This window comes from Vibrio sp. 2-Bac 85 (genome assembly GCF_037546705.1).
Taxonomy (GTDB): Bacteria; Pseudomonadota; Gammaproteobacteria; order Enterobacterales; family Psychromonadaceae; genus Psychromonas.
Map to the genome: position 1 here is coordinate 1 of NZ_JALAAB010000035.1, position 7939 is coordinate 7939.

Genomic DNA, 7939 nt, shown 5'->3' on the forward strand with positions numbered 1-7939 from the left:
ACCTTTGGTGGTGATGTCCTGCTGAGCAGGGGATAAATAAAGCGCCACTTAGTGGCCATCCTTCAGTGCGATAGATAGGGGCGAGTGATGCGACAGCATCGTTTTATGAGCGGGCTAAGCTCTGCGTGCCCTGGTGATATCGCTTGGCGATGGGTCATGAGCAATGTTCACCCATCGCCAATCTTGCATCATATTCAGAAAAATCCCTGTTGGCTGACGTCAGCAGGGATTTTTTCGTTTAGGGCTTTTTTAGTGCTCTCCTTCAGTGTGACTGCATCGTATTATGAGCGGACTAGGCTTCGCGACGACTTTCCATTGCGAAGCTTGCATAGTATTCAGATCAATCCCTGTTGATTTACGTTAGCAAATATTTATCTGTTTGGAGGTTTTGATGTTGATACTTAAGTACAAAGGATAGAGATATATTTACCGATAGCATTATTTTATAGGAAGATGAGACCTGTTAAGTATTTCTATATGCTCTGTTTATAAGTTTTTTATTTTAGCATCTTAAAAATTGATGGCTTAACAAAACAGTTCACTAAGACTGCGGCAATTTTTTATCTGAAAGTGATCTGTTATACAGTTATACAACCAAAAAAATTATCACATAGCTTGGTTAAACGACACCTACCTTTAATAGTTATTTCAATGATCACTGTTAATTTTTTGTTTGCAAAATGTTAAGAGCACTACCATTCATTTGAGTGTATTTTTAAAGTTATTCCTCATTTAGCTGTCAATAGGCATGCCGGATTCAACATTAAAGGGCCCTACATTCTAATTAAACCTAGATCGCAGAATTATGCTTAATGATCTAGTTTGTTTAATTTAATCTAAATTGATCACAATTTATTAACTTATTAATAATATTTAAATGTGATGGACTTCGTTTTAAATGATTATAGAGATGAATAATGTTTGTTTTAAATGTATTTCGTATGTATTTTGAATGTGTTTTGTATTCTGAGTTAATAGATATTTTATGCTCTATTGAGTTTATTTGATAATGAGGTCTCAACTGGTTAATTAATTATTTTGTATCGTTACGATATAAATACCGTTTGATAAATGATGATAGCAATATCATTACTGAATGATTTACGAAGTTTGTTTTGCTTTTCATAAACATGAAAAAAAGACGAATTTGAGGTCGTTATAAACTCGAAGTTTGCTTTTTAAATTTTGTATTACATTGGTGCAATTGCTCTATCTAGTTGCTTAAATTAAGTAAAAGTTAATTTTTAATACTATTTATGTTTATTAGCTCTCTGAGTTAATAATATAAAAATTAAATTAATATATAAATAAAACAGTGAGTTATGTTTATTTTTCTCGTGTAGGTTAAATAAAAAATGAATTGGTGCAATTTATGCTACTAATTCAAAATGGATGTAAATCGTATTCATATTATAAGTGATTTGAATTCGAATTATTAATGTTGATCAATAAAGATAAGGACAATCTATGAAATCTATTTTTAAAATTGCAGCAATAACAGCTGCAGGCGTTATTTCTACTTCTGCTATATCTGCTACTCGATGGGACATGGCTACACCTTACGTTGATGCCACACACCATACTCAGAATATTCGTCAGTTTGCAGAGGATGTAAACGCAGCAACTAATGGAGACTTTGAAATCATCGTACATGCTGGCGCCTCTTTGATTAAACATAAAGAGATACCAAGAGCCGTTCGTACCCAACAAGTGCCGATGGGGGAAGTATTTATTGGGATATTAGGTAATGAAGATCCTATCTATAAACTTGATAACCTTCCTTTTTTAGCAACTAATTTTACTGATGCAAAAAAGTTATACGAAGTATCAAAACCACTTATTGAAGCAAAACTAAACAAAAATGGATTAATGTTATTGTATTCTGTGCCTTGGCCTCCTCAAGGTGTTTACAGTAAAGAGCCACTAACTAGTATTGATAGTTTTAAAGGTGCAAAACTACGTGCTTATAGTTCTACTCTATCCCGTTTAGCCGTTTTACTTGAAGCTTCCCCAACAACGGTTCAAACCGTTGAAATACCACAGGCATTTTCAACGGGTATTATCGATATGATGATCACATCACCCACTACCGGAGTAAGTAGCCAATCTTGGGACTACGTTGACAACTATACGGATGTACAAGCGTGGATCCCTAAAAATATGGTGATTGTTAATAAACGTTCATTCAAACGATTAGATAAATCGATGCAATCAGCATTGTTAACTGCCGCGGCTGACGCTGAAAAGCGTGGTTGGGAAATGGCGATCAATGAAACTGAAATTAAAAATAAGGAGTTAATGGAGCATGGAGTTAAAGTTGTAGATCCAAATCCTGAATTAATCAAAGCACTTACCGCTGTAGGTGATCAAATGTCACAAGAATGGGCTGAAGAGGCTGGTGCAGAAGGTAAAGCGCTTCTTGCTGAGTATCATTAGTAAATAACTGCTTCGGTAACGTTTTACTGATTAAACGTTACCGTTGTGACTATTTTTCCCATCCCTCAGAGAATGTTAGTTAAATACGCGTTTATATCCTGAGTAAAAATTAATCCCTATATTTTTTTATTGTTTACTGTAGGAGTATTCAACGATGAGAACTTTATTGAATCGAATATATTTAACTACCGGTGCATTATCGGGGCTGTGTATCATCGCTATCTGTTGCATTATTCTTGCACGTGTAATGGGGCGTTGGTTTGGTATTGAAGTGCCTTCTAGCGACGATTTTGCTGGCTTTTTACTTGCTGCATCTAGTTTTTTAGGGCTTGCCTATACGTTTCGTGAAGGTGGACATATTCGAGTGAGTTTATTCACCTCAAGATTACCACTTGCCCTTAACAAATGGGTTGAAAGAATTATTTTAAGTTTAGGCTGCGTTTTAATTCTTTATCTTACTTGGCAGCTTGCCTACTTTGTTTATGAATCTTATATATTTGATGAATTATCTTCCGGTTATGTACCTATCGAGCTTTGGCTTGTTCAGTTGCCTTTAGCTGTGGGCATGATTATTTTTTCTGTAGCAATTATTGATCAAACCTTTTGTCATCTTTTTTTTGGTGAAGAGTTACCAAAATCTGAAGAGGAAGCATTAGCTGAAAGTGCGCCGATTGATTTATCGCAAACTGACTCATTAAACAAAGGAGTGTAATTTATGAATGAGATAACTATCGGTTTTATATTAATAGGTATTTTATTTGCACTGTTAGCCAGTGGATTTTGGGTTGCTTTTACCCTGATTACGGTTTCTATTGCAGGTCTTATGATGCTTGGTAACGATAATTTTGGATTACTTTATACCACATCAACTTGGGGTGCTGTGTCCGATTGGTCATTAGCTGCATTACCGCTATTCATTTGGATGGGGGAAATACTCTTTAGAACACGTTTATCAAAAGATCTATTTGAAGGTTTAACACCTTGGCTTAGTAGAGTTCCAGGACGTTTATTGCACGTTAATATTTTAAGTTGTGGTATTTTTGCTGCTGTTTCTGGTTCATCTGCCGCAACGGCTGCCACCATTGGTAAAATGACTCTGCCGGAATTAAAACGTCAGGGATATGATGATAAAATGGCGATAGCGACTTTAGCCGGTTCAGGTACGTTAGGCTTACTTATTCCTCCTTCGATAATTTTAATCGTATATGGCGTCGCAGCAGAAGTATCTATTGGGCGTTTATTTATGGCAGGCGCCTTACCTGGATTGATGTTAGTGATCATGTTCATGGGATACACTGCTTATTGGTCATCAAAACATGGTGATGGTATTGCGCAACAAACCAAACAATATTCCTGGAAAGAAAAGTTTTCTTCATTATTACGTTTAATACCCGTTAGCGTACTTATCTTATTTATCATTGGTTCTATTTACGCAGGTTTAACAACGCCCACTGAAGCAGCTGCATTTGGTGTACTTGGATCTTTAGTATTAGCATTAGGTAGCGGTTCATTATCATTTAATAGCTTTACGGAAAGTTTAATGGGTGCGGTGAAAACATCATGCATGATTATCTTTATTCTTGCCGGAGCTGCTTTTTTAACAATGGCAATGGGCTTTATTGGCATACCAAGAATGCTAGCTGAAAATATAGCATTACTTAACTTGTCACCTTATACCTTGTTATTTTTACTGACTATTATGTTTGTTATTTTAGGCTGTTTTTTAGATGGTATTTCGGTTGTTGTACTCACCACTTCAGTCGTTCTTCCAATGGTTATTGAAGCAGGAATTGATCCTTTATGGTTTGGTATTTATATTGTTCTGGTTGTAGAAATGTCACAAATAACGCCACCAGTGGGATTCAATTTGTTTGTTATTCAAAGTTTAACAGGACGCGATATATTGTTCGTTGCTAAAGCAGCTCTGCCATTCTTTTTCTTATTGGTTGCTGCTGTATTTATTGTCACTGTATTTCCTGAAATTGTAACCTGGCTTCCAAATTCAATGTCGAAAGGATAAATATATGCCGAAACAAATAAACAAGCCAACATCAGAACACTTGCCTATTTTGTCCTCTTCTCATTTAGTAGGTGAAAATGGGCTTGCATTAAGTGAATTTGAATATGGATTAACCATGGTACACAACGCATTTCAACGTTGGACACATTTATGTAGTAATGCTTGCGATCAGAACCTGAGTTCTTTGGATATTTTAGTGATTCATAATGTTTATCACAGAAAGAAACCTAAGAGGATCACTGATGTAGCATTTACCCTAAATGTTGACGATACACATAACGTCTCATATTCAATAAGAAAAATGGTAAAAAGTGGCATGCTTCAACATGAAAAAAGAGGCAAAGAAACATTTTACAGTGTGACGGATGAAGGTGAAGCCTTTTGCTTAGAGTATGCAAAAATTAGAGAAAAATGCTTAGTGCAAGCCTTAGAGCACATGTCTATCGACGACTCATTAGGCGAAACGGCTAAATTGATGAGAACGCTATCTGGTTTATACGCACAGGCGTCTCGAGCTGCAAGCTCTTTATAATCGGTAGTAAGTATTACTGATAGTTAATCGATGACTTCAATTCAAATTTATTCAGGGGAATATAAATGCTTATTAATTGTGATATGGGTGAAAGTTTTGGTATCTGGAAGTTAGGTCAGGACGAACAGATCATGCCTTTCGTTGATATGGCGAATATAGCATGTGGTATGCATGCTTCAGATCCAAGTGTTATGTTACGAACAGTTCGTTGTGCAAAAGAACACGGTGTTCGTATTGGCGCACATCCTGGTTATGCTGATTTACAAGGTTTTGGTCGTCGTTTTATTGAAATGCCATTGACTGATTTACAAGCGTTATTTATTTACCAGTTAGGCGCATTGCAGGGAATTTGCAAGAGTGAAAATACCGAATTAAGTTATGTTAAGCCGCATGGTGCTCTTTATAATGCAATGATGAAGTCTGACGATATTTTTGTTGCTTTATTACAAGTACTTGCTAAATATGATGCAAAATTACCATTAATGGTGATGGCAGTTCCTGATTTTGCGCGTTATCAAAAATTTGCCTCTGAATACGGTATTACATTACTTTTTGAGGCCTTTGTTGACCGCACTTATCAAACAGATGGACGCTTAACGCCAAGAACTGAAGCTAATGCATGCCATACGGATTTAGAAGATATTTGTGATCAAGCCGTTCGTTTATTTAAGGAACAATGCGTAATAAGTAATGATGGAACAAGGGTCAGTATTAAAGCAGATACCTTATGTATTCATGGTGATGGTGCATTAGCGGCTGAGATAGCAGGGGTTTTAAAAGTGAGATTGGCAGCATGCAAGTAAATCTTGTTAATGAAAATAGTGTCATTATCTACTTCTCCGATATCGTTTGCGCTGAAACAACCGATAAAATTACTCATGCTTGTCAGTTATTCAGATCTGAACTTAGCGATACGCTTTCAGATATAGTGCCGTCTTATACTTCTATTCTACTTAGTTGTAATTTGCGTAAAACCGGATTACAAAATTTTGTAATTAATATACGTCGAATACTAAACGAATTAGATAATGTTGGCCTTACTAATCTGGCACGTAATAAAATTGTACTGCCTGTTTATTATGGACAAGAAGTCGCACTTGACCATCGAGATGTCAGCTTACATACAGGTTTAGCATTTTCTGAAATCGTTAAACTACATACAGAAGAATGCTACCGAGTATTTGCAATCGGCTTTACCCCTGGTTTTGCATTCTTAGGCAATACCCCAAAGGAAATGACAATACCTCGTAAGGCAAGCCCAAGGCTTAATGTTCCTAAAGGTAGCGTTGCGATAGCGGATAGGCAAACAGCTATTTATCCTAGTCAATCACCAGGAGGTTGGCAGGTGATAGGCCGCACACCAGTAGATTTACTAGATGACTCAGAAGAGTGCCTAAGTAAATTTGCAATGGGCGATGAAGTACATTTTGAATCTATCGATAAACAAACCTTTTTGGCAATGGGCGGCCAACTGTAAATAAAGAGGGTAAAAAATATGGCATTAGATATCATTCAAGCAGGGCCGTTAAGTTTATTGCAAGATCTTGGCCGCTATGGCTATCAAGATGTAGGTGTTACTCCAGGTGGAGCAATGGATACCCATGCCTTCCACTGGGCTAATCAATTATTAAATAACCCAGCGAATGCTGCACAAATTGAAATCACCATGGGGCCATTTAAAGCTTGCTTTAAACAATCAACTAGTTTTTCATTATGTGGAGCAGATGTTGTTGTATCGTTAAATGGAAATAAAATTACAACTTGGAGCTCTTGTCAAGCAAAAGCAGGAGATATATTAGAAATTGGCTATCCAAAACAAGGATTACGTAGTTACCTTGCTGTGAGTGGTGGTTTTACTAGCCCTAAAACTTTTGGCAGCATTAGTACTGTGATAAGAAATAAGTTAGGTGGATTAAGCAAAAAAGGCAGCAAACTAGCCAATGGCGATATATTACCTTTTATAGCACAGGTTCAACTCCATTCACGCAAAGTCCCTCAACAATTTATTCCTGAATACAAAGACATCATTAATATAGGTGTATTAACAACATATCAATTCCACCAATTTAGCGAAGAAGCAAAAAAAACATTTTTTAATGAACTGTATACGGTAACCCCAGAGATTGACCGCATGGGTTATCGATTGAAAGGCAAACCTATTGAATTTGCCGAGCAGAGCTTCGTTTCTGAAGGTATTGCGTTGGGAGCTATTCAAATTCCAGCTAATGGCCAACCTATTATATTAATGCGTGACAGACAAACAATTGGTGGATATCCCAAAATGGGATGTGTTTGTAACAGAGACTTAAATATTCTTGCGCAAGCAACACCAGGTACTCAAATTCGTTTTTTTGAACAAGATTTATATGAAGCAGAAGCTGAGCTTCATCAAGAACAGCATTATTTCTTTAAAGGGAACGGTGATGGTAACGATTGATATTTAACTGGCCGCTTTTTCTACCAATTCAAGTTATGCACTTATAATCTGAATCCAAGTTGCTTCATTTCTTTAAAAAATTTAGTTATTAAATAAAGTAGCGAATTCAACATTAAAGTAATGTCTTCTTAGATTGTTGCGGTCAATATAGAATATTTTGTAAATATAAATGAAATGAATAACATTATAGAAGAAGTAACATGCCTAATTCCAAGCATAAACGTCACATTTTTGAGTGAAATATCCACACTTTGTTGGTTAATTAATCACTCAGTCATTTAATTGAAATAAACACTATAAAACGCTTGCGAATAGTTTCGCGATCCCTATAATACGCCGCACAAACACGGGATGTAGCGCAAGTTACTGACCAAGTCAGAACCAACAAACTCAGCGAGTTTGAGCCAACAAAAACTTTTAAAGTAATTTAAAATAACATGTTGACAAGGTTCAAGGTTAGCGTAATATACGCCGCCTAGCCGCAAGGCACGCTCTTTAACAATTTAATCAAACA

The 7939-nt window shown here is 36.3% G+C and carries 7 protein-coding genes; all 7 read left to right on the forward strand.

What is annotated here, in order from left to right:
- The first annotated feature begins 1467 nt into the window (after positions 1–1467).
- Entirely contained in the window at positions 1468–2436 is a 969-nt protein-coding gene (locus tag MT390_RS19510) for a TRAP transporter substrate-binding protein (protein WP_499442871.1), read from the forward strand.
- Positions 2437–2590: 154 nt separating this feature from the next.
- Positions 2591–3148 (forward strand): TRAP transporter small permease, encoded by a 558-nt coding sequence (locus MT390_RS19515; RefSeq protein WP_499442872.1) that lies wholly within the window; start codon positions 2591–2593, stop codon positions 3146–3148.
- Between the two features lie 3 nt (positions 3149–3151).
- Positions 3152–4456 (forward strand): TRAP transporter large permease, encoded by a 1305-nt coding sequence (locus tag MT390_RS19520; RefSeq protein ID WP_499442874.1) that lies wholly within the window; start codon positions 3152–3154, stop codon positions 4454–4456.
- Positions 4457–4460: 4 nt separating this feature from the next.
- The gene (locus MT390_RS19525; protein ID WP_166373395.1) at positions 4461–4988 is read left to right on the forward strand and encodes a winged helix DNA-binding protein; all 528 of its coding nucleotides are present in this window, start codon (positions 4461–4463) and stop codon (positions 4986–4988) included.
- 65 nt (positions 4989–5053) lie between these two features.
- Positions 5054–5791, forward strand: coding sequence for a 5-oxoprolinase subunit PxpA (locus MT390_RS19530; protein ID WP_499442876.1), 738 nt, complete (start codon positions 5054–5056; stop codon positions 5789–5791).
- Complete coding sequence (locus MT390_RS19535) at positions 5782–6465, forward strand: 5-oxoprolinase subunit B family protein (RefSeq protein WP_166373391.1); 684 nt, start codon at positions 5782–5784, stop codon at positions 6463–6465. The genes MT390_RS19530 and MT390_RS19535 overlap by 10 nt, the downstream gene beginning before the upstream one ends.
- 18 nt (positions 6466–6483) lie before the next feature.
- Positions 6484–7425, forward strand: a complete 942-nt coding sequence (locus tag MT390_RS19540) for a 5-oxoprolinase subunit C family protein (RefSeq protein WP_499442878.1) — start codon at positions 6484–6486, stop codon at positions 7423–7425.
- Positions 7426–7939: the final 514 nt, after the last annotated feature.